The organism is Novipirellula rosea, assembly GCF_039541335.1.
GTDB lineage: Bacteria > Planctomycetota > Planctomycetia > Pirellulales > Pirellulaceae > Novipirellula > Novipirellula rosea.
Window position 1 is genome coordinate 125,105 of sequence record NZ_BAABGA010000046.1, and the last position, 21,533, is coordinate 146,637.

15 protein-coding genes are annotated in these 21,533 nt (G+C 55.4%); 6 read left to right on the top strand and 9 right to left on the bottom strand.

Annotated elements, in window-relative coordinates; all coding sequences use genetic code 11:
- Positions 1 to 237: 237 nt before the first annotated feature.
- A complete protein-coding gene (locus tag ABD971_RS18090; protein ID WP_339940627.1) occupies positions 238 to 2,037 on the top strand; it encodes a 30S ribosomal protein S1 in 1,800 nt (599 codons plus the stop codon).
- A 281-nt stretch (positions 2,038 to 2,318) separates the two neighbouring features.
- Here the strand turns inward: ABD971_RS18090 and ABD971_RS18095 are convergent, their stop codons facing one another.
- On the bottom strand, positions 2,319 to 2,942 hold the full coding sequence (locus ABD971_RS18095) for a superoxide dismutase (RefSeq protein ID WP_339940629.1): 624 nt from the start codon (positions 2,940 to 2,942) through the stop codon (positions 2,319 to 2,321).
- A gap of 118 nt (positions 2,943 to 3,060) precedes the next feature.
- Entirely contained in the window at positions 3,061 to 5,298 is a 2,238-nt protein-coding gene (locus ABD971_RS18100; protein ID WP_345324349.1) for a sensor domain-containing diguanylate cyclase/phosphohydrolase, read from the bottom strand.
- A 545-nt stretch (positions 5,299 to 5,843) separates the two neighbouring features.
- On the opposite strand from ABD971_RS18100, the gene ABD971_RS18105 reads away from it, so the two are divergent.
- The 4 genes from ABD971_RS18105 to ABD971_RS18120 all read left to right on the top strand — a co-directional run bounded on the left by ABD971_RS18105 (position 5,844) and on the right by ABD971_RS18120 (position 9,350).
- Positions 5,844 to 7,352 carry a lipopolysaccharide biosynthesis protein gene (locus tag ABD971_RS18105; protein ID WP_339940632.1) on the top strand — a complete coding sequence of 503 codons (1,509 nt, stop codon included), beginning with the start codon at positions 5,844 to 5,846 and terminating at the stop codon, positions 7,350 to 7,352.
- Positions 7,353 to 7,451: 99 nt separating this feature from the next.
- On the top strand, positions 7,452 to 8,153 hold the full coding sequence (locus ABD971_RS18110; protein ID WP_345324351.1) for a hypothetical protein: 702 nt from the start codon (positions 7,452 to 7,454) through the stop codon (positions 8,151 to 8,153).
- Positions 8,150 to 8,995, top strand: a complete 846-nt coding sequence (locus ABD971_RS18115; protein WP_339940636.1) for a sugar phosphate isomerase/epimerase family protein — start codon at positions 8,150 to 8,152, stop codon at positions 8,993 to 8,995. The genes ABD971_RS18110 and ABD971_RS18115 overlap by 4 nt, the downstream gene beginning before the upstream one ends.
- Positions 8,996 to 8,999: 4 nt before the next feature.
- Entirely contained in the window at positions 9,000 to 9,350 is a 351-nt protein-coding gene (locus ABD971_RS18120; protein WP_345324353.1) for a histidine kinase, read from the top strand.
- Positions 9,351 to 9,595: 245 nt separating this feature from the next.
- Here the strand turns inward: ABD971_RS18120 and ruvA are convergent, their stop codons facing one another.
- From ruvA to ispF, 4 genes are all read right to left on the bottom strand, one after another.
- A complete protein-coding gene (ruvA, locus tag ABD971_RS18125) occupies positions 9,596 to 10,222 on the bottom strand; it encodes a Holliday junction branch migration protein RuvA (protein WP_345324355.1) in 627 nt (208 codons plus the stop codon).
- A gap of 153 nt (positions 10,223 to 10,375) precedes the next feature.
- The gene (ruvC, locus tag ABD971_RS18130; RefSeq protein ID WP_345324357.1) at positions 10,376 to 10,900 is read right to left on the bottom strand and encodes a crossover junction endodeoxyribonuclease RuvC; all 525 of its coding nucleotides are present in this window, start codon (positions 10,898 to 10,900) and stop codon (positions 10,376 to 10,378) included.
- A complete protein-coding gene (gene cysS / locus ABD971_RS18135) occupies positions 10,897 to 12,492 on the bottom strand; it encodes a cysteine--tRNA ligase (RefSeq protein WP_339940644.1) in 1,596 nt (531 codons plus the stop codon). The genes ruvC and cysS overlap by 4 nt, the downstream gene beginning before the upstream one ends.
- A 113-nt stretch (positions 12,493 to 12,605) precedes the next feature.
- Complete coding sequence (gene ispF, locus ABD971_RS18140; protein WP_339940646.1) at positions 12,606 to 13,109, bottom strand: 2-C-methyl-D-erythritol 2,4-cyclodiphosphate synthase; 504 nt, start codon at positions 13,107 to 13,109, stop codon at positions 12,606 to 12,608.
- Between the two features lie 242 nt (positions 13,110 to 13,351).
- On the opposite strand from ispF, the gene ABD971_RS18145 reads away from it, so the two are divergent.
- Positions 13,352 to 14,371 carry an ABC transporter ATP-binding protein gene (locus tag ABD971_RS18145; RefSeq protein WP_339940648.1) on the top strand — a complete coding sequence of 340 codons (1,020 nt, stop codon included), beginning with the start codon at positions 13,352 to 13,354 and terminating at the stop codon, positions 14,369 to 14,371.
- 158 nt (positions 14,372 to 14,529) lie between these two features.
- Here ABD971_RS18145 and gcvP read toward each other — a convergent pair whose 3' ends face one another.
- From gcvP to ABD971_RS18160, 3 genes are all read right to left on the bottom strand, one after another.
- A complete protein-coding gene (gene gcvP, locus ABD971_RS18150) occupies positions 14,530 to 17,490 on the bottom strand; it encodes an aminomethyl-transferring glycine dehydrogenase (RefSeq protein ID WP_339940650.1) in 2,961 nt (986 codons plus the stop codon).
- 567 nt (positions 17,491 to 18,057) lie between these two features.
- The gene (locus ABD971_RS18155) at positions 18,058 to 20,478 is read right to left on the bottom strand and encodes a TolC family protein (protein ID WP_345324361.1); all 2,421 of its coding nucleotides are present in this window, start codon (positions 20,476 to 20,478) and stop codon (positions 18,058 to 18,060) included.
- Between the two features lie 386 nt (positions 20,479 to 20,864).
- Positions 20,865 to 21,371 (bottom strand): hypothetical protein, encoded by a 507-nt coding sequence (locus ABD971_RS18160; RefSeq protein ID WP_339940655.1) that lies wholly within the window; start codon positions 21,369 to 21,371, stop codon positions 20,865 to 20,867.
- Between the last annotated feature and the right edge of the window lie 162 nt (positions 21,372 to 21,533).

Consider the following 21,533-nt stretch of genomic DNA (forward strand, 5'->3'; position numbering starts at 1 on the left):
TGCTTAGAACAGGCCATTTGATACCGTGGACGAGTCGAAATGGCAACGGATCGGCATTTTTCATCGTGAAACTACGGGTAAAGCTGTTGTGACGTTTTTGTCGCTTTGTTAGGTTACGCGACTAGGCGCTTGACGATGTGTCAAGTTAAGAGACAAATAACCACTCTAACCCCCCCGGACTTTGAGCCGGTGCATGTCTCGCACCACGGGTTCAAAGCTCAATTGGTATCAATTTTCATGGTCAACCGTAACCTCATCCGCAATCTCGAAGACGACGACATTCTAGCCGAATTGGCTCTGCTAGTCCCTGCAGACCAAGCCGAAGAATTGCTTTTTGAAGCCCTGGCAGCGGAACAACAAGATTATGCACAGGGAAAACTTGTCGACGGCCGAATCGTTGAAATTAACGATGAATGGGCTCTGATCGACGTTGGATTCAAGAGCGAAGGCACCGTCAGTCTCGATGAGTGGGGCGGCGATGAAGATCCACCCAAGGTGGGCGATACCGTCAAAGTTCTCATCGAAGAGATGGAGGACGAACTCGGGGCGGCCGACGATCCTTACGGCATGATCTCGCTGAGCAAGCGCAAAGCGGAAAAGATCATCGAGTGGGAAGACATGATGGACAAGGTTGCCGAGGGCCAAGTGGTCACCGGTACCGTTGTTCGCAAGATCAAGGGTGGTTTGCTGGTCGAGTTGGGCGTGATCCACGTCTTTTTGCCAGGCAGCCAAGTCGACATTCGACGCCCTGGCGACATCGGCGATTTCATTGGCCGCGTGATCCAAGCCGAAGTGCTGAAGATCGACGACATGCGTCGCAATATCGTGATCAGCCGTCGTTCGTTGATCGAACGTCAACGCGAAGAAGATCGCGCGTACTTGATGAAAGAACTCGAAGTGGGCCAGATCCGCAAAGGGGTTGTCAAGAACATCGCCGACTTCGGTGCGTTCGTCGACCTCGGCGGCATCGACGGTTTGCTTCACATCACCGACATGGCTTGGGAGCGAATTGGTCACCCCACCGAAATGGTTTCGATCGATCAAGAAATCGAAGTCAAGGTGCTGCACATCGACCGCGAAAAGCAAAAGATTGCTCTCGGTTTGAAGCAGAAGGACCGCAACCCGTGGGAAAACATCGAAGAGAAGTACCCGGTCAACAGCGATCACAAGGGCGAAGTCGTCAACGTGATGAGCTACGGTGCGTTCGTCAAACTCGAACCGGGCATCGAAGGCTTGGTGCACATCAGCGAAATGAGCTGGACCAAGCGAGTCAATCACCCAAGCGAATTGGTCAACATCGGCGACGAAATCGATGTCAAGATCCTCGGTGTCGACCCCGCCGGCCAACAGCTGTCGCTCGGTATGAAGCAAACTCAGAAGAATCCTTGGGACGAAGTGCTCGAGCGTTACCCTGAGGGAACCGATGTCACTGGTAAGGTGCGAAACCTGACCAACTATGGTGCGTTCATCGAATTGGAAGAAGGCATCGACGGATTGCTTCACGTCAGCGACATGTCATGGACTCGCAAGATCGGCCACCCGAGCGAAATGCTCGAAAAGGGTCAAGAGATCGCTTGCCGCGTCTTGAGCGTCGACGAAGAGCGTCGCCGTATCGCACTGGGACTGAAGCAGCTTGATAACGACCCATGGGATGGCGACATTCCTGACAAGTACCAACCTGGCCAATTGGTCAAGGGTAAGGTCACCAAGATCACCAACTTCGGCGTCTTCATCAGCTTGGAAGACGGACTCGAAGGCCTGTTGCACATCAGCGAATTGGCTGAGCAAAAGGTCGAAGATCCTGAAGAAGTGGTCAAGGTTGGCGACGACATCGAAGTCAAGGTTCTGCGAGTCGATACCGACGAACGCAAGATCGGTCTGTCGCTCAAACGAGTCGAGTGGGGCGAAGAGCAAGAGCGTGCTGCGGCAGCTGCCGAAGCGGCCGAGAACCAAGTCCCTGCGTCGTCGGTCGAAGGCGAACTGAAGGGTGGTCTAGGCAGTGCCGGTCCGCTCTTCCCACCAAGCAGCGAAGAGTAAAATCTCAACCGCTTGCGATTCAGTAAAACTGACGGCGGACTTTCGAGTCCGCCGTTTTTTTATGCGCCCTCGCCATTTCCCAATGGATATGACACGAAAAAAGGCGTTGCCACTTGGTGGCAACGCCTTTTCGTTTCGTTCGGGAAAATCATCCCCCCAAGCATAAGCGAGGGACCGAGTCATGATCGAGATTCCCTCGCTTACGCTTCGGGTTGTGAAAAACGCACAACTTCAAAGCGAGCAACCGAGGGACTCGAAACCAATCGTTTCGTGACGTCTATTTACTTAGCAGCCGCGAAGCGATCCGCGACAGCGTCCCAATCGACCACGTTCCAGAACGCGGAAATGTAGTCGGGACGGCGGTTTTGGTAGTTCAGGTAGTAAGCATGCTCCCAAACGTCCAATCCGAGGATTGGCGTGCCGCCGATTCCGGCCACCGATTGACCCATCAAAGGGTTGTCTTGGTTCGCGGTACTGCCGATCTTTAGCTCGCCACCTTCGACGTATAGCCAAGCCCATCCGCTGCCGAAACGCGTTGCGGCGGCGTTACCGAACTGTTCTTTCATCGCATCGAATGAACCGCAGGCCTTGTCAATCGCGGCAGCCAAATCGCCAGAGGGATTGCCACCCTTGTTCGGTCCCATGACGGTCCAGAACAACGAGTGATTTGCATGTCCACCCCCATTGTTGCGAACCACGCCCCGCTTGGCCTCGGGAACGGCAGATAGATCGGAAATCAGATCTTCGATCGACTTGCTTTCCAAATCGGTACCCGCGATCGCATCGTTCACCTTCGTGATGTAGGCCTGGTGATGCTTGGTGTGATGGATTTCCATCGTCTTAGCGTCGATATGAGGCGTCAGTGCATCGTACGCGTAAGGCAGTGCAGGCAATGTGTAAGCCATGGCCAAATTTGCTCCGTTTTAGGGTCGAAATAATAGACTTCTCGCTACCCTAGAACGATAACGCCCGATTCAAGCCAGGGAAATAACCCCTTGATTCGATAAACCGAACCACAGCAAATTAGGACACATCCGAATCGGAAAAGATCTCGCCCATCAAATAGCTCTTCAAACTCGAAACGAGCTGGACGATACAAGGTTTCAGCGCCCGATTGCGCCGGTCACGATTCCGGATAGGACGAATCGTGACGTGCACTTTTGTTCCTCCCCAGTTTCGCACCGCTGGAATGGCCGAATCACTTCGTTTCTGTTCGCTAAGGGTCAATTGGGCATTGAGCACAATTTGATGATCCACGCGGCGGCGGCCTCCGGTGGTACAAACCGCGTTGACTTTGATCGACACCTGATTCTCGGTGACATGAATCACCTCGGCGTCGTGGTCGGCGATAAAGCCGCGAAGCTTTTCGATCGCCAATGCGGTCGGAACCGGCGTCAAAATATCGAATTCACTGTTCTTCTCAATCTCGCTGCCGTCGAACCAGGCGAACCAGCCTCGTTTGGTCGTTTCAGCGGTTTCGTTGGGACGGTTCCCCGAACCGAGCTGAATCACGCGGTTCCGCCCATTGTCTTTCGCCTTTAAAAGAGCACGGTCGGATCGAGCCAGGATCGTTTCAGCGGTATCGCCAGCTTGATATTCCGTCACCCCAAAACTAGCGGTGACCGCTTCATTGCCAAGACTTGGCAGCGGAGTCCGCTCGAGTGCCGCGCGAATCACCTCCGCACGCTTGGTGGTGGTTGCGTTGTCGCAATTATTGGCAAGCAACAAAAATTCTTCGCCGCCATAACGGGCGACCAAATCGCCATCACGACTATGGCTCTCTAAGATCTCGGCAAAACGAATCAAGGCTTCATCGCCCGCGGGGTGACCGTGCACGTCATTGACGCGTTTGAAGTGGTCAATGTCACAGATAATCAGACTGAATGTCGGTCCGCCAGCCTTGGCACGCGAAGTCAACAGCGTTAACTGCTCATCAAAATAGGCTCGGTTCGCAATCCCGGTTAATGGATCGCGAGTGACTTGTTGATGAAGCGAATCGAGCTTTTGACGCATGTTCGCTTCGTCCGAAACGTCGCGAATCACGATCACCGTCCCCAGACACCCTGGCTCGGTTCCGGTCACTGGCGTCACCTGAACGTGCACCGGTGTCGAGATGCCGCCGGGCTGTTCGATGACCATTTTTCGCTGGATGGAACTCGACGAGCGAAGACACTGCGTGACGATACAGGAATCTTGCTGACGCGACGAATCGCTCTCACGCAAACGAACGGTCTCGTTGCTCCATGCCTTGCCTTGGATCGCGTCACACGAGATCCCAGTCAGATGCTGCATGGTGTCATTCCAACGAGTGATCGTCCCCTCGCTGTCGGTGAACACCACACCGTCTTTGAGCTTGCCAACGAGCGAATTCAAAAACAACTCATCTTGCCCCGCCCCGGTTACCACGCCCACATGTTTGTGATTGGATCCAGAATTCCAAATGGATAATTCGGAATCGCTTTGCAGTTGCTTGAGCCAGCGATCAACGACCACGCCTTGCAATAGCTCGGGGCGATCTTCGAGCATGCTGCTAAAGTCCAGCACCAATTCGGGGTCAAATTGAGTGCCACTGCCTTTGGCGAGCTCCTGAATGGCTCGTTCGCGGCTCAGCGCACTGCGGTAAACGTGGTCGGTCGTCATCGCATCAAATGCGTCTGCAATCGCTAACATTCGAGCTCCCAATGGCAACGCATCGCCACGTGGACCATCACCATGACGACGACCATCAAACCATGAATTCGCATGCAGAACGATATCGAGCAATTCGTTGTCGTGGGTACAGCCGCGTAAAATCTCGACCCCCAAACGTGAACAACAATCCATCGTCAATTGCTCTTCGACCGTCAACTTGCCCGGTTTTCTCAACACGCGATCGGGAATCCCAATCTTACCCAGGTCATGCAGTAGCGATGCAACTTCGATACGGTCTCGCAATGATTCATCGAGCCCTAAGCGGTGTGCCCACGCAGAACAGGATAACGCGACACGAAGCGAATGCGCCGCCGTGGCGACATGCTTTGCCCGCAGCGAAAAGAACAGCGAACTGGCGATCCCAAGCCGGACCATCGCTAATTGGCTCTCGAATCTGACGTCCGCCGATGGCGCAGCGCGACGCTCTTCGCTCATCGGCGACGCTTCCTGCAGCTTGGCAAGCAACTGCTCGAGCTGCCTATTTTTGTCGGCCAAATTCATCGGCTCGATTGCCATCACCGGAGCAGCGATAGGGTCAACAGATGCTGGTACAGAAAGGGGCTGGTTCATTCGGTGAAACCGTGAGGTCGAGAGAACAATATCGCTGCGAGTTGAAACATAGGTTAGGAAATGACCATAAGCCAAACAAAATCGATGACTTCCACCTTTCCCAAACACCAATAAATGCGAGGAAAAACGACTCCCCCCTCAACGGAGAGGAACGGACCGTGCCGTCGGTACCATGACGAGAAGCTGCCATTCATGCCCCCCCATCACCGACCTCCCGAACACCGTTCCATCGTCCTCTAAAGCTAAGGCCTCTAAAGCTAAGGGATTCCCCCATCAAACCTTTCGGCTTTCGGAATCCCGAAAGGCCAATATCCCCTCAGCTGCCCTACCCGCGTGGCGTAGAAGTGACATCACTCCGACACCCTACAACTGGCATCACCGCTGTATCCGGCAAAACTTAACGACAATCTCGACTTGGATTCCAAGTTCCTCGGGCATGCATGCCGCCTGCATCCCACATTACAACGACCCCAGCTGATTCTCCTTTGGACACACTCGAAAGGCACCAGAGTGGGGTTTTCTGTTCATCCACGGCGTTTCCAACATTGAACGATCTGCAAGCTGTGACATCGACCAAGACCGAAACCCCCGCAAGCTTTGCTGCTGATTCACTTGCGATTGGGATGCTGGTCGTGCTGGGCATGACGATCATTCAACGATCGCTCGGATTTCTCCGAAGTATCTGGTTCTGTCGATTGATGGACGATGCCCTGGTCGGCCAGTGGGCGATGGCGTTTGATTTCATCACGATGGCCACGCCGGTGATGTTGTTTGGCATGCCAGGATCGCTGCCGCGGTATGTGGAAACATATCGGCAACAAGGCCACCTCGGATCACTCGTTCGTCGGTTGTTGATCGCAACACTCGCCTGTGCGGGTGCCTTCCTCGTCGGCTTGATGGTAGCACCGGATTGGTTTGGCTGGCTGATTTTTCTTGAGTCCGACAATAACACGTTGACCTACAGTGTCGCTGCCGGAGTGCTGGCGATCATCGCCTTTAACTTTGTCCACCAATTGGTTTCCTCGCTACGACAAGTACGAGTGGCATCGATGATGCAGTTTGTGCAAAGCGTCGCGTTCACATTGATCGGGGTGGGATGGCTGATCAACGGCGGCGGGTTGGCGGGATTGATCCTCAGCTTTGCCATCGCATCGTTGATCGCGATTCTGCCCGGCGGATGGACGCTGGCACAGGGTTGGCGAGGACTGCCACGCAGCGAATCTCGCTTTGACGCCACCTCGATGTGGCGACGGTTGCTGCCGTATGCGGTGGCGCTGTGGGTGATGAACCTGTTGAGCAACTTGTTCGAAATGTCCGATCGCTACATGATTTTGCACTTCACCAGCGGTGGCGAACAAATGGGACAAGCGGCGGTGGGGCAATACCACAGCGGCCGCATTTTTCCGGTGTTGTTAATGAGTTTGGCAAGCATGATTGCGGGTGTTTTGATGCCGTATCTCGCCGCCGATTGGGAATCGGGTCGTCGCGAAGCGGTGGTCGATCGGATCCGCAAAGTCCTCGCGGCGCTGTCGGTTGTCTTCACGCTCGGTGCTGCGGGAACGCTATGGATCGCCCCTTGGTTGTTTGCCAATTTGCTGCAGAATCGTTACGCGGACGGCTTGGCACTGATGCCGATGGCGTTTGTGTTTTACATCTGGGCATCGCTTGTGATGATCGGCCAAGACTACTTGTGGGTAGCCGAGCGAGGCAAATTAGTCGGGATTGCGATCGCCGTCGGCTTGACGCTGAATCTAATCCTCAACGCACTGCTGTTGCCACGTCTGGGACTGCAAGGCGCCGTGATTGCCACCCTGTGTGCTCACGGAACCGTGATGATTGGAATTTGGATCGCGATGGCGTGGTGTGGATTCAAGTTTGATTTGACCATGATCTCGATTAGCATTTTGCCAGCAAGCTTAATGCTGGGCCCGGCGGTAGCCGTCCTCAGCGTTTCGACGGTGATCTTCATTAGCCCGCAAATAAAAATATGGCTAGGCGAAGGCATGTCACTGATCGCCGCCAAATTCAGTGGTCCGGCAACGCAGTTATCCTAAGCCTGTTTGCACGCGGCCAAACGAGGAGCAAGCCCCGCGAATCCGCTGCGATTTTCAGCAGACCTGCCACCTCGCTTGAAATCTTGGTAGGCTAGCCGCATGAATTTTCTGAGCCACGCATTGCCCTACTTTGACCAGCCAATGAAGGCAGCCGGAACTGCGGTTCCGGATTGGTTGAGCGTGGTGGACCGTAAAATCCGGGCTCGTCGGCGGCATGCCGTGTTGTGGACAGAGGATGAAGATCCTGACGTCCGCGATGTCGCCCAGGGGATCATTCAACATGTCGACGACGACGAGTGGTTTCACGCCACCCAAGCCTTCGTCGAAACGAACATGACGCTGGCGATCCAGCTTCGTGATCTGTTGCCAGGCGACGCAGGATTTCGCCCCACGTTTGTCGGCCATATTCTGATCGAAATCTTGCTCGATGCCTTCTGGATTCGCGACGATCCCACGACCGTGGATCGCTACTATGGCTTGCTAACGGATCTGTCATCCGAGAAAATCCAGACCTGTGTTAACAAAATCACAGGCAAACCGACGGAGAACCTCGCAAAAGCGATCGATCGTTTTATCGAATTGCGGTTCTTGTACGACTACCTCGACAATGACAAACTCTTGTTCCGGCTCAATCAAGTGATGAGCCGCGTTGGACTTGCGGCTTTACCCCCACAAGTTGGCCAATGGCTCTCGCAAGCGTCCACGTTGGTGCAGTCGCGACGAACGCGATTACTGACACCACCGACGGGCGAGTCTCCTTTCCTCTCGCTTCAACACTCCAACTCGATAGGCAAACAATGAAATACGGCATGAATCTCCTTTTGTGGTCCGGCGAAGTCACCGACGAACTGATGCCTGTTTGCGAACAACTCAAATCGGCCGGCTACGATGGAGTCGAGTTGCCGATGTTCAACATCGACCTCGACTACGCAGCGATTGGCAAGAAGCTTGACGACATGGGGCTAGCCCGCACCGCCGTCACCATTCGCGGTGAAGAGGATAACCCGATTTCGCCCGACGCCGCCGTGCGTGCCAAGGGCATCGAGTTGACGAAGAAGACCTTGGACTGCTGTGCCGCCGCAGGTGTGGAAACATTGGTCGGCCCCTACCACTCGGCAATCGGCGTGTTCAGCGGTGCAGGTCCCACCGCAGATGAATGGAAGTGGGGCGTCGAAAGCATGCGTGCGGTCGCCGAACATGCAGGCGACGTCGGAGTCAAACTTGGCGTCGAAGCGCTGAACCGTTTCGAATGTTATCTGCTGAACTGCCACGCCGACTCGGCCCGTTTCGTTCGCGAAGTCGACCATCCCGCTTGCGGCATGATGTACGATACCTTCCACAGCAACATCGAAGAAAAGGGAATCAAAGACGCAGTCAAAGTCGGTGGCGATAAACTGTATCATGTCCACATCAGCGAAAACGATCGTGGCACTCCCGGCGAAGGACACGTTCGCTGGGAAGAAAACTTTGACGCCATTGCTGAAATGGGCTACGACGGCTGGATGGTCATCGAAGCATTTGGACTGGCCCTTCCCGAAATCGCAGCCGCCACCAAAATTTGGCGCCGCATGTTCAAGGATGAAATCACGTTGGCCACGGAAGGCTTAAAATTCATGAAGAACGAAGTCGAGAAGCGTAAGTAATCCAATGGCAAATACATCCGCTGATCTCGTACTGTTTCTGTCCGGCGATTTGATGTTCGCATCCCGCGTGCGTGGTGCGGCAGCGAACGCCGAGTTGCAATTCAAGTTCAGCGGGAATTTGCCCGCAGGGGACCTCGATTCGGTGGCCTACGTGATCATCGACTTGTCAACACGCAGCAAATTGATTCCCGATGTGGTCGCAGAGATTGCATCGCGTTGCCCAGCGGCAAAAGTGATCGCCTATGGGCCTCATGTCCAGGTCAACCAGCTCAACGCGGCACGGCAAGCCGGTGTTCCCACGGTGATGACGCGAGGCCAATTTGACGCGGCGCTGCCCAGTTTATTTGTGGGATAGGCTTCCAGTCGCGAAAGTCGCGAAGACTTTCGTCCACCCTGTCCGCGAAAAGACCTTTTCTGCAACGAAAGTCTTGACGGCTTGTTGATCTAGTGAGCCGCTCGCGCGTCAGCGGCCGGGTCCCGCGCGCCACCCGGTGCCTTACGGCCCACGGCTCACCGTTGCGATTTGCATCTGGATTAAATCAACAAGTCGTTGACGACTTCCGCTACGGTCAAACCCTTATTTTCAATTCAGACAACACGTTAGCTCGACCGCTGGTAGATTGCGGTCAGCAGCGACTCGGTGTCTTTGAACTTCTTCTTGCCCGCGATCGCTTCGTCGATCAAACGCCGTGCATCCGCTTCGGTGTGTCCCAGCGTGATCAAGGCATCAAACGTCTCGCCGATCACTTCGCTGCCAGCTTCGGGCGTTTCGCCAATCGCCCCTGGATCGACCATCAAGGCAAAACGAGGCATCTTGCGGCGTAGTTTAGCGATAATTCGCTCGCTGGTGGCTGGTCCCACGCCCGGAAGCGCCGATAGCGACTTGGCGTCTTGTTGTTCGATCAGCACCGCCAATTCCTTGACCGGACGCACCATCGCCCGCAACGCCTTCTTCACGCCGACACCGTCGACGCTGCAAAACAGATCAAAAAATTGGCGTTCAGGTTCCGACAAAAAACCGATCAATCGCGGAGTCAAACGTCCGCCCTGGGCCGCATTGCCCTCGATGTACTGCAGCGTGTGTAACCGCGCATTGTCACCGATCTTGCCTTGCAATTGACGACGGGTGAAATCAGCAACAAACACCTCGTACTCGAACGGGGCCGATTCAATCACTACCGACGCCTCACCGACGCGAACCAATTTTCCTGTAATCGTGACGATCAACAGACTGCATCCTACAAAAACGTGTTATTAAAAAGTGGGATAGAACCTGTAGTGGAGGTTGCTAAACCTCCCTAACTGCCGGGATCTTTAGCAAGACCGGCTACATGGATTCTGGGATCTTTAGCAAGATCCACTTCGCTTCCCGCTTGTTCCTTACTTCATCAACTTGTCTAGCGGCGTGTTGATACCCAAGTGATGGCCACACAACGCGATCGCCAAGGCGTCGGCGACATCCGCCGGCTCGGGCAGATTCGCCAACCGCAGTTGCAGCTTCACCGCCAATTGCATTTGACTTTTGGGGGCTCGGCCGTTTCCGGTTAGCACCTTCTTCACTCGCGTGGGCTCGAAATGTCCCACCGGAATCGCTGCTTCACCGGCGGCCAAACAGATCACGCCGCGGGCGTGTCCCATCAAGATTGCCGTTCGCGGTCGCTCGTAATGCGAAAACAATTGCTCCAGCGCCATCATCTCGGGGCTCAACGCCTCGATCACTTCCTTGACGCCGGTATAGATTTCTCGCAAACGCATCTCCAACGGGTCCTTGGCACGGCTGCGAATGATCCCGGCTTCGCACAACTTGATCGTCGCGCCATGAACCTCGATCACCCCGTACCCGGTTGTGTTTAAACCAGGGTCAATGCCTAGAATCCGCCGTCCTGATACGCCGCCTTTGATCACGAGCTACGTTCCCAGCTCGTGCCTTCTTTCTTATCCAGCAGCGCGACGCCAAGTTCGCTTAGTCGATCGCGAATTGCATCGCCGGTAGCGTAATCTTTCCGCTCGCGTGCTTCTTTTCGCAAATCGATCAACAAGTGAACCACGCTGTCCAACAGCGCCGCGTCGCCATCATCGCCACCCGATTTTGGAGGTGCTTTGACAAAGATGCCAAGCACTGCGGTCAATTCACGAATGATCGTCGCGGCGGCGACAAGCGAAGCGACCGCCGGCGAATCCTTATCGCTATTCGCGTCGAGTTTGTTTTCGTCCATGAAACGATTCATCAAACGCAACGTATCAAACAACACGCTGATCGCGGCGCCGGTGTTGAAATCGTCATCCATCGCGGCCAAGAACTTTTGCCGGACGCCGTGCATCTCGACAAGCAGCGCGTCTTTACCTGGATCAAATTCACCTTCGCTACGCGATGCAGCGGGCTGTAAATCGTATACCGATTTGCCGCTGATCTCGGCAAAACGATCAAAGAAACGATAGAACGCTTCGAGCGACGTCCCCGCTTCTTGCAGCCCTTCTTCGCCATACACGATGGTCGATCGATAGTGCGTGCGAAGCAAGAAGAACCGGATGCGTTCGCCGGTATGTCGGCGAATCAGATCGGACAATCCGCCCGCTCCCTTGCTGCGGCTGATCTTGCCCGCAGCGGCTTCCTCGTTGGATTCTTCGCGATCGCTTTTGCCACCGACTTTGCCTTTTTCACCCGCTCGCATTAGCCCATTGTGCATCCAATACTTGACCATCGGTGCATCGTGGCAGCAACCACTTTGGGCTCGTTCGTTCTCGTGGTGCGGGAACATCAAATCCAAGCCGCCGCCGTGAATGTCGAACGTATCGCCGAGGATTTCGTGACTCATTGCCGAGCATTCGATATGCCAACCGGGGCGTCCTTTGCCCCAGGGGCTGTCCCAGGCGATCGATTGGCCTTTGGCGTTCTTCCAAAGCGCAAAGTCGCCCGACGACTTTTTCTTCGCCGCCGCTTCGCCCCCTTCGCCTTGTTGGGCATCGACGCTGCGATTGGAAAGTTGGCCGTAGTTCGGGTCTTTCATCACGTCAAAGAAGACATCGCCATCGACTTCGTACGCGTGACCTTTGGCGATCAACGCTTCGATAAAGCGAATGATTTGCGGCATGTGGTCGGTCGCACGCGGCAGATAGTCAATTTGGTTGACTCCCAACTCACGCAGATTCGACAAGTAATCGGCGGTCATTTCGACTGCGATTTGGCTCATCGGGATCCCACGTTCGCGGCTTTTCGCGATCAGTTTGTCGTCGACATCGGTGATATTGACCACCCAAGTGACGTCATAACCGCTGTAGCGGAGATAGCGTTTGACGGTGTCAAAAATGACGGGGCCGACCATATGGCCGATATGCGACTCGGCGTAAACCGTTGGCCCGCACAGATAGATGCCGACCTTGGGTGGGCTAATTGGCTGAAAGATTTCCTTGGTTTTACTCAGCGTATTGTAAATTTTGATCGGCGGCTTCGTCTCCGAAGCTCCCGTGACGCTGGTGGATGCGGTAGCAGTGCTCATCGAAATAGTTCTGGGAAAATGACTTTCAGGGGTGCAAACGATTCCGACGCAGAATCGAACTTCGTGGGAATCGGGGAATTATAGAGAGAGAAGCCGATCAAGTAGAGGGCGATTTAAGATTCCCGTGTGCTGTACACCAGCACGACGACTCGGGCCGCAATCGCCGTCGCGCTGCCGATCAAGCCAATTCCTTCGCCTGTTTTTGCTTTGATCCCCACTCGGTCGACCGAGATATCCAATAACCCGGCGATCGTTTCTCGCATCTCGTCCAAATGAGGTGCCATTTTGGGGCGTTCCGCCAAGATCACGCAGTCGAGATTGACGATCTCCATGCCATGATGCCGGACCCGGCGGAGGGCCTCGTGCAAGAATTCGCTACTGTCACGGTCCCGGTTTTCCTCGGCATTGTCGGGAAAGAGACGGCCAATATCAGGCTCGGCGACCGAACCCAATAACGCGTCGGTGATCGCATGCAGCAAAACATCGGCATCACTATGGCCGATCGCATGCACTTCGGCCGGAATATCCATCGCGCCGATCCGCAGCGGACCTCCATTTCCGAGACGGTGGGAATCGTACCCCAGTCCTATACGAATCGCAGGAATCGGCGTGCTCATGTGGGAAAACTCCAGAGAGGGATGGTTGGGGGACAGCGAAAAACGACGCGAGAAAACACAACATCCCCAAATACTCAACAACTTGCTAGCGGATCGTCCCCACTAAAAATCATTGCTAACAGGAGTGTGGGGTGGGACCCAGGACGGCGCGGGGGGATCTACAGTCTTTGCTCTTGCACCCTACAATAACCGACCGTAGCCTCCGCGCGATGTACCGACCTTTGCTCGAGTCAGCCGTATTCATGTCCATTATCGAAGTCCGTCAATTAACCAAGTCCTACCGTGTCTACAAGAAACGCGAGGGTCTTTCCGACAGTATCCGAGGACTGTTCCATCGCGAATACAGCGAGGTGGAAGCGGTTCGCGGGATCGACTTGGATGTCCAGCAAGGTGAATTCGTGGCCTTCCTTGGCCCCAATGGTGCCGGCAAAACGACGACCCTGAAACTGCTCAGCGGGGTAATCAATCCGACCAGCGGCACGGCGTCGGTGATGGGATACGTCCCCTGGCAGCGCAAAAACGACTATCGCCGCCGGTTCGCCTTGGTGATGGGCCAGAAAAACCAACTCTGGTGGGACTTGCCCGCGCAAGAATCGTATCGGCTGCACCAGCAGATCTATGGCATTGATGCCGACCAATTCAAAACGACACTCTCCGAATTGACCGACCTGCTCGACGTCAGCCGATTGCTCAGCCAACCGGTGCGGGAATTGTCACTCGGCGAACGGATGAAGATGGAACTGATCGCGGCACTACTGCACAGTCCCGAGGTCTTGTTTTTGGACGAACCGACGATCGGACTCGATGTGATCGCCCAGCACAATATCCAAAAGTTTTTGCGGTACTACCAAGAGAAACGCAAGATCACGATTCTGCTAACCAGCCATTACATGAAGGACATCGCGGCATTGTGCAAACGCGTGGTGATTGTTGCCGATGGACGCATCGAGTACGACGGATCACTGTCGGGAATCATCGACAAATTCTCGGGTTCCAAAATCATCACGCTGCAATTCGCCGAAGGGCATCGTCCGTCGATGTCGACATTTGGCGAAGTCTTGGACGAAAATTGGCCCAAGGTCCGAGTCCGAGTCAATCGGGCCGATGTACCGCGAGTGCTCGCAGAAACACTGCGAGACAATCCGATCGAAGACGTCGCGGTGGAGGATCCACCGCTGGAAGATGTGATCGCCGATCTGTTTCGCGAAACGTCCGAACGCAATCTGCAAAACGCCGCAAACGTCGCTGCAACCGGTCGCTAACGCGACACCGTCGCCCAGCTTTCCAAGCGGGCAGCGCTGAACCGATCGATCAACCGAACGTGAATAAGGCGGCGCGTGGGCCCCCCTCCTCTTCGCTTGGACGCTAACGGTTCGGAGAACCGAGCGACATTGACGGCCCGCTTTCCAAGCGGGTAGCGTTACGAATAATCGTCCATCGGCGGGCAGCTACAAACGAGGTTGCGGTCGCCATAGGCACTGTCGATTCGGCCGACGGTGGGCCAGAACTTAGCGTCTCGCAACCACGCCATTGGCCACGCCGCTTGCTCTCGCGTGTAAGGGTGCTGCCAATCGTCGCTGCCGATCGCTCCCATCGTGTGGGGTGCGTGCTTCAGCGGGTTATCGTCCGCGTCCATCTTGCCGTCTTCGATGCTTTGAATCTCGGCGCGAATGGAGATCATCGCGTCACAGAATCGATCGAGCTCATCTTTGCTCTCGCTTTCGGTCGGTTCGATCATCAACGTGCCGGGCACCGGGAAGGACATTGTCGGGCTATGGAAACCGTAATCCATCAAACGTTTGGCAATGTCGTCGATCTTTACCCCTGCGGACTTTTCGAACTTGCGACAATCGACGATGAATTCGTGGGCAACGAAGCCATCGGAATCGGTGTACAAGATGTCGTAGTGATCACTCAAACGCTTGGCCATGTAGTTCGCGTTTAAAATCGCAACTTGTGTCGCTTTCTTCAGTCCCGACGCGCCCATCAACGCGATGTACACGTAGCTGATCGTCAAAATACTGGGGCTGCCATAGGGTGCCGCCGAGACCGGACCAATCGCGAATTCACCCGCAGTATCAGGACGCTCCACTGGATGCTCGGGCAAAAACGGAGCGAGCTGCGAAGCCACGCCGATCGGGCCCATTCCGGGACCACCACCGCCGTGGGGAATACAGAACGTTTTGTGCAAATTCAAGTGACAAACGTCCGCGCCAATCTTGCCAGGACTGGTCAGCCCAACCTGGGCGTTCATGTTCGCACCATCCATGTAAACTTGTCCGCCGTGTTCATGAATCAAGTCACAAACGCGTCGTACGGTGCTTTCATAAACGCCGTGAGTCGATGGATAGGTGATCATCAGACAGGCAAGCTTGTCACTGTGCTGGACCGCTTTCGCATTCAGATCATCCATGTCGATATCGCCGCGGTCGTTGCACTTGACCGGCACCACTTTCATCCCCGCCATCACTGCCGATGCGGGATTGGTTCCGTGCGCAGACGTCGGAATCAAACAAACATTGCGTTCGTTTTTCTGCCCCGCCTTGGCCGCTTGATGTTCATGGTAGGCGCGAATCACAAGCAGTCCGGCGTACTCGCCTTGAGCCCCCGCGTTGGGCTGCAAACTGACGGCCGCAAACCCCGTCACGCTGCACAACCAAGCTTCCAATTCTCGGAACATATGAGTGTAGCCACGCCACTGTGTATCGGGCGAGAACGGATGAATCTCGGCAAACTCGGGCCAGGTCACTGGGATCATTTCGCTCGTGCCGTTCAATTTCATCGTGCACGACCCGAGCGGGATCATGCTGTGCGCGAGCGACAAATCGCGGCTCATCAACTTGAAAATGTACCGCAACAGCTTGGTTTCGCTGCGATAGGTGTGGAACACAGGGTGAGTCAAGAAATCGCTGGTGCGGGCAAATCCCGTAAGATCACAGAGACCTTCGGCTTCCGCCTCGGCGAGTAATTCATCGATATCAAAACCGGTGTAATGACCAAAATTGAACGCAGCCAAAAGATCCGCAACCAATCCACGATCGCTGGTTTCATCCAGGGTCACGCCAAGCGAACCGTCATCATATTCACGCAAATTGATTTGCCGCTCGCGTGCCGCATCGGCGACTTGGCGGGCAGCATGCGTGCGTCCTTTGCCCAAGCGAATTCGGATCGTGTCAAAGACGGGACCATCATGAGTCGCCTTGTGACCGAGTCGCTCGAGTCCCTTGGCCAGTGCGGCGGTGAACCCTTGCACGCGGCGAGCGATGCGGGTCAGTCCTTCGGGGCCATGATAGACCGCGTAAAAGGAATTGATGATCGCCAGCAGTGCTTGGGCGGTGCAAATGTTGCTGGTCGCTTTGTCACGGCGAATATGTTGCTCGCGAGTTTGAATCGCCATGCGGAGGGCGCGGTTGCCATGGCTGTCTTTGGAAACCCCGATGATCCGGCCGGGCAGTTTGCGGGCGTACTCGTCGCGGGTTGAAATGTACGCAGCGTGCGGTCCGCCTAATCCCATCGGAACTCCGAATCGCTGCGCGCTGCCGATACAAATGTCGGCTCCCCATTCGCCCGGAGGAGTGATTAGTGTGAGTGCCAACAAATCCGCTGCCGCAACCGTCAAACACTTGTGGCTCTTCGCCTGTGCCGCCAATTCGCTGTAACCGTTGATGCGGCCATCGGTCGTGGGGTACTGAACTAACACGCCGCACAGACCGCCGTCGCCGTGATCAAAATCGATCTCGCTGATCGGCCCTACCTTCAAATCGACGCCTAAACCGGCCGCGCGCGTTTTCAGCAGTGCGATTGTTTGTGGGTGGCAATCGTCGGAGGCCCAGAAGCCGGTTTTCTTATGATTGGCAATTGCGATGCACATGCCCATCGCTTCAGCGGCCGCGGTCGCTTCGTCCAACAGACTCGCCCCGGCCAACGGTAACCCCGTCAAATCGGCGATTACGGTTTGGAAATTCAGCAACGCTTCGAGCCGCCCTTGCGAGATTTCGGCTTGGTAGGGCGTGTACTGGGTGTACCAGCCTGGGTTTTCGAGAACGTTCCGCAAAATCACCGGCGGAGTGACAGTCCCGGTGTACCCCATCCCGATACACGAGCGGTAAATTTTGTTCTTGCTAGCGATCGCTTTCAGCCCTTGCAGACACTCACGTTCGCCGCGTGGATCGGGAATGTCCAGCGGTGCATCCAAACGAATATCGGCCGGAACGGTGGCGTCGGCAAGTGCGTCCAACGAATCGAAACCGAGCAAATTCAACATCTCAGCGAGTTCGGTTTCCGACGATCCAATGTGACGCCGCGCAAAGCCGTCGACAAAGTCGATGGCGTTCGTGGCGGAGGACGAGCAATGTGACGGCTGATTTGTGCTTGTGGACATGTTCCGAAGGGGCCCGTAAGAGGGTGGATCTAGTTTGCCTCTGCTGGTTGCAAGATCGCTCAACCCTGGTTTGACATCACGTCGAGCGCTAGCAACACAACGATCAACATAATTTCGGCGAGCGATTCATGGTATCCCACTGCGATTTGTGGGCAGAATCCAAGCCCGAAACAACGCCGCTTCGACGAAGTTTTACGCCAGGAAGAGGCCAAGAATTTCCCCGTAGCGAAACTCGCCAAGAGTTTCGGTCCCTGCTGGCGGATCGCCGCTGATCGCACCGCGATCGGAACGATGGATCGTCGGAGCAATCCACGACTTTTATTGATCTCACGATCGCAAACACCGAAAGTCTTGGCGACTTTCGCTACGTTCAAAGAAGATGACAGGCTGAAAGCCTATCCCACATCGATCACAGGCTGGAAGCCTATGCTACGGTAACGACGAAAAGTTCGAGGCGCCTTGCGGCGCTCTCGAACTTTCGTTTTACGAGGGCTGTCGTTCCCGACGCGTAATGCGGGCAGCCCTCGTATGCCTCCGCCCGAAGGAAAATTGGTGGCCGTCTCGTGTCTAACGAGACGGTAAAGGTCGACGTGCGACCGGGGTTGGTGCATAGCTGACGTCGACGTCGTCCGAAATGCGGGCCGAGACGGCGGGCGTTTCGTAATTCATCGGTGCGACGGCACTGCCGATCGGAATGTCCAAAGGTTGTAGCGATCCCGAATCAGGCAAGCTGTCGATCGTTGGCATCGGCGGTACCGATCCACTAGCTCGCGGGGTGGTTGGATTCGCGGGTGCAAACTGCTCTGGCGATACCCCCGGTGAAAACATTTGCTGTGGTGTTCCCATCTCGCTCAGCGGAACATCGTCCACTTCGATCGTGTTGCGGTAGGGCGACAGGTTCATGCTCAGCGGATCGTTCGGATCGCCGAAGATCATCTCACCGTTGTGGTCTGCGGATCCGCCCATCATGTTGACGACTGCATCGGCATCACGCACAGGTCCGGTGCGGACAACCTCGGGCCGGGTCACGCCGTACTTGACTTGTTTCCCAGCACTTCGCTCACGTGCTCGTTCCAGTGCATCCCAGTATGCTTTCTTGTTCCAAGGCCCTTCCGCCAGCGTGATGTTGCTGTTGGCCAGCAAGGTGCCTTTCATATAGTCGACGTAGTTAATCGATTTGTTGTATTCACCCAGGGCTCGGTAGTAATCGATTTGTGCTTGAGCACGACGTTGTTGACTCTGCAGCACGACGTTCACGGGGCTTCGTCCACCCTTGAACTCGGCCAAACGAGCTTCCACTTCTTGCTCGGCAGCTTGCCATCGTTGTGCATTGGTTTGCACCAATTGGTAGTGTGTTGCCACTTTCGCCGTCGCGTCACTTAGTTGGCTGACCAACAAACGCTCTTGTTCTTGCAGGAACGCTTTTTCGCGAACCAAACGCAATTGGGCGCCACGGATTCGAGCCAGTTCACGACGTGCTCCGAGTGCAGGTGGCGTGATGTCCAAACGAATGGCACCTTCTTGGTAATCGCCACCCGTCAATTCCGCCAAAGCACTGCTGCCTGGGTTCGGCCCGGCGACGTCACGTCGCTGTGGCGGCCCAAGCGTGTCGCCTTGGCCAACCCAACGGTAAAGCAGCGACAGGTTGACTTCGGGAAGGATTTGATTCTTTGCAGCCATCAACTCCAACTCGTTTTGTTTGATCCGAGTTTTGTTACGGCGGACTTCAGGGCTAAGATACAACATTTGGGCAACCGATTCGTTCCAATCGAATTCGACACGGGCGAGCGAGGGCTCGTCGATCGGGCGAATCAAGCGACCGTCGGTAGCGGTGATCCCTAGCAATTCACGCATGCGGCGTTCGTTGCCGTAGACACCAAAACGGTCCGCACCAGGAACGTTCGAACCAGCGATAGCCGATTCCAAAATGCCACGAAATTGGTAGTACTGCTCGACCGCTTGAGCCAATTCTTGGCGAGTGCCGGTGCCGTTTTCCAAATTCAAACGAGCGAATTGAGCGGTGGCGATCGCACTGTTACGACCGATGATCGAGGTCGCGACATTTCGGTAGGACACGTACAGGTCCCAGTAAGTGTTCTCGACGTCACGGACCAAGTTACGAACCTGAGATTCAAAGTCGGCAATCGAAAGGTCTTCGTTCAAACTCGCCAACACCACAGGGATGCGGTTGATCAACGTGCCACGATTTCGCATCAGCGGATGTTGCACCTGAGCCTCGATCAACGCGGTCCAGTCGCTTGGAACGGCTCGTGATACGGCACTGATTTCCGCGTTGCTTCGCGAGTAGATGACTTGTTGACGAAGCGTTGCGACGCCACCGGTGGCAAGTCGCTTGCTGATCGCGGCTTGCTGAGTGGTGTCAGTGGCTCGTGAAATTTGTGGGTTGATGCTATTCGCGATACCGACGTTGCGTGTGCGGTCGGTCGTTCCGTAGTTAACAAAACCACTGGCTTGGGCATCAAATTCGGCCAATGCGTCTTCCACGCCGCCGACTTGGTTGGCTCGCAGAACGCCTCGCGGCAGAACGCGGTTGCCGTTGCCATCAACGGTCAATGGAACCGATTGGGTGGTCGATTGCTGAACGGCAATGTCGTAGATGCTGCCGAACTGGTCCGCATTCCCACTGGTGAACTGAGCCGCAATGTTCTGGCGGAATTCAGCGTTACCGTTGGTGGTGATGAAGAACTTCGAGTTCTGCAGTGCGATCGACACGCACTCTTCCAACGACAGATCCCAGAATTGGTAATCGTGATTACCAACGGTCAACGGAGGAAGGGCACCGGTGGTTTCAGCCAAATGCTCGACCTCGACGTCGGGATACTCGATCGCCGTCGCTTGGTTGAGATAGAACTGAAGGTCCGGAGACTCATTCAGAAAAAACGGTTGTGTCGGTGCGCATCCGCTCGCAAAAAGGATGGTCATCCCAAGCTGAAGATACGCAGTAAATCGTAACAGCGAGCGGTTCATGCTCAAGGCTTCCTGGGCGGTGCCGCCGTGAAACACGCTTTAACGGTATCGCCGTGAGGCGACGAGCGCATTTCGATCGGGCCGAGTGTGGAAGCCCCCCTCCGTGAAGCCCCGAAGCTGCCACATAGCAACTCGAGACCTCCTCGTCCGAAAGTAGTTATCGGAGTCCGGTTAGGTAAACTTTGACGCTTCTGAGAATTTTCTTGAAGTCGAAGCAGATTTCGGGTGAAGTGCTGATTTAGTTAGCCGTTTTGGCGTTAACCACGGTTTCGTCACCACCCAACCGGCACTAGCGTGCCAACGGCTAACAACGCTAAAGGCTCGATGCCCGAACCTCCCAACGCAAGCTTCGAGGATATGGCAGAAGCACTGCTACCGACACCGCATCACTCTTCGATCAAATCCAGCGGATCGGCCAGTTTCAGCCCCGCATCGGGGGCTTCGCCAGGAGCCGGATGGACCGAATCGACCTCTAAATAATCGGTCACTTGGTCGGGCAGGATCGACGGATCGGCGGTCTCCTCGACCGCTTGGACCAATCCGTCATCCTGTGACGCCGCCGAGGGGCGAGGTCCGATCTGCAGTGCTTCCCACGGCTTCGGGAAAAAGTAAGTCGTCACCGTACGACATCCCTTTTGCTCATATTGGCCGCGATGCTCGGCCTTGTGCCATGCCATCGCTTCGCGGCTCGACGGGGCGATGCAATACGCAATCTTGCCACCGATGTAGGTCGGACGATTGTATTTGCGACGATACGACTCGGGCAGTCGGTTTCCCAGCGGCCCGATCACATCAATGCGTTGATGAACCGGTTGGTTTTCGCGATCAGGATGATGTGCATCCGCCGAAACGGCGACGCAGGCGATCGTGAAGGCAAGAAAGAATCGTGACATAACGTTGCCGTTTGCAGCGGGAATCAAAGGTCAGAAGATGCTTGACGACATACCGGTGTTGTCATACCGATTTTGTCGCCAACGACGGCTGTCGCTACCTTGTGCAGTCGGCATCGATCATGACGACGGTTCACCCAGGCAACGATTATTCGGAAGATGCGG

Excerpts from the sequence above, each read along its gene's own strand:
- ABD971_RS18090 (WP_339940627.1), top strand. The coding sequence starts at position 238 with ATGGTCAACCGTAACCTCATCCGCAATCTCGAAGACGACGACATTCTA.
- ABD971_RS18095 (WP_339940629.1), bottom strand. The coding sequence starts at position 2,942 with ATGGCTTACACATTGCCTGCACTGCCTTACGCGTACGATGCACTGACG.
- ABD971_RS18100 (WP_345324349.1), bottom strand. The coding sequence starts at position 5,298 with ATGAACCAGCCCCTTTCTGTACCAGCATCTGTTGACCCTATCGCTGCT.
- ABD971_RS18110 (WP_345324351.1), top strand. The coding sequence starts at position 7,452 with ATGAATTTTCTGAGCCACGCATTGCCCTACTTTGACCAGCCAATGAAG.
- ABD971_RS18115 (WP_339940636.1), top strand. The coding sequence starts at position 8,150 with ATGAAATACGGCATGAATCTCCTTTTGTGGTCCGGCGAAGTCACCGAC.
- ABD971_RS18120 (WP_345324353.1), top strand. The coding sequence starts at position 9,000 with ATGGCAAATACATCCGCTGATCTCGTACTGTTTCTGTCCGGCGATTTG.
- cysS (WP_339940644.1), bottom strand. The coding sequence starts at position 12,492 with ATGAGCACTGCTACCGCATCCACCAGCGTCACGGGAGCTTCGGAGACG.
- ispF (WP_339940646.1), bottom strand. The coding sequence starts at position 13,109 with ATGAGCACGCCGATTCCTGCGATTCGTATAGGACTGGGGTACGATTCC.
- ABD971_RS18145 (WP_339940648.1), top strand. The coding sequence starts at position 13,352 with ATGTCCATTATCGAAGTCCGTCAATTAACCAAGTCCTACCGTGTCTAC.
- gcvP (WP_339940650.1), bottom strand. The coding sequence starts at position 17,490 with ATGTCCACAAGCACAAATCAGCCGTCACATTGCTCGTCCTCCGCCACG.
- ABD971_RS18155 (WP_345324361.1), bottom strand. The coding sequence starts at position 20,478 with ATGAACCGCTCGCTGTTACGATTTACTGCGTATCTTCAGCTTGGGATG.
- ABD971_RS18160 (WP_339940655.1), bottom strand. The coding sequence starts at position 21,371 with ATGTCACGATTCTTTCTTGCCTTCACGATCGCCTGCGTCGCCGTTTCG.